Source organism: Citrobacter sp. TBCS-14, assembly GCF_005280805.1.
Lineage (GTDB): Bacteria > Pseudomonadota > Gammaproteobacteria > Enterobacterales > Enterobacteriaceae > Citrobacter > Citrobacter gillenii.
In genome coordinates this window covers 1-235 of the sequence record NZ_SZWM01001041.1, presented here as the reverse complement: position 1 = coordinate 235, position 235 = coordinate 1, and the positions used below count along the sequence as shown (strand labels likewise).

Here is a 235-nt window from a genome sequence, read left to right as displayed (position 1 = left end):
AGATCGCCCACTTTCAGACGGTATTCCTTGCCATTGCACTGGCAGCATGTTTCCCCCTCAAGAATTGCCCCGATTGAGAGCTGAGAGTGGTGATGTCGTTTATAGGCCTGCTGGCTTTGCCAGGTGCTGCGCAGCTCCAGCCACGGGAGCTGTTCATCACGCCAGAACGATTGTGGAATATCCCGGGTGTGCGTCACATCGCGTCCTCCCTGAAAGTAATGATTCGTTATAGCAC

Annotated in this window: 1 protein-coding gene; it reads right to left on the bottom strand. The window is 54.0% G+C overall.

Annotated elements, in window-relative coordinates:
* Positions 1 to 197: AraC family ligand binding domain-containing protein (locus FDX22_RS23845; RefSeq protein WP_186805449.1), on the bottom strand; the 197-nt coding region annotated here is incomplete at its 3' end.
* Between the last annotated feature and the right edge of the window lie 38 nt (positions 198 to 235).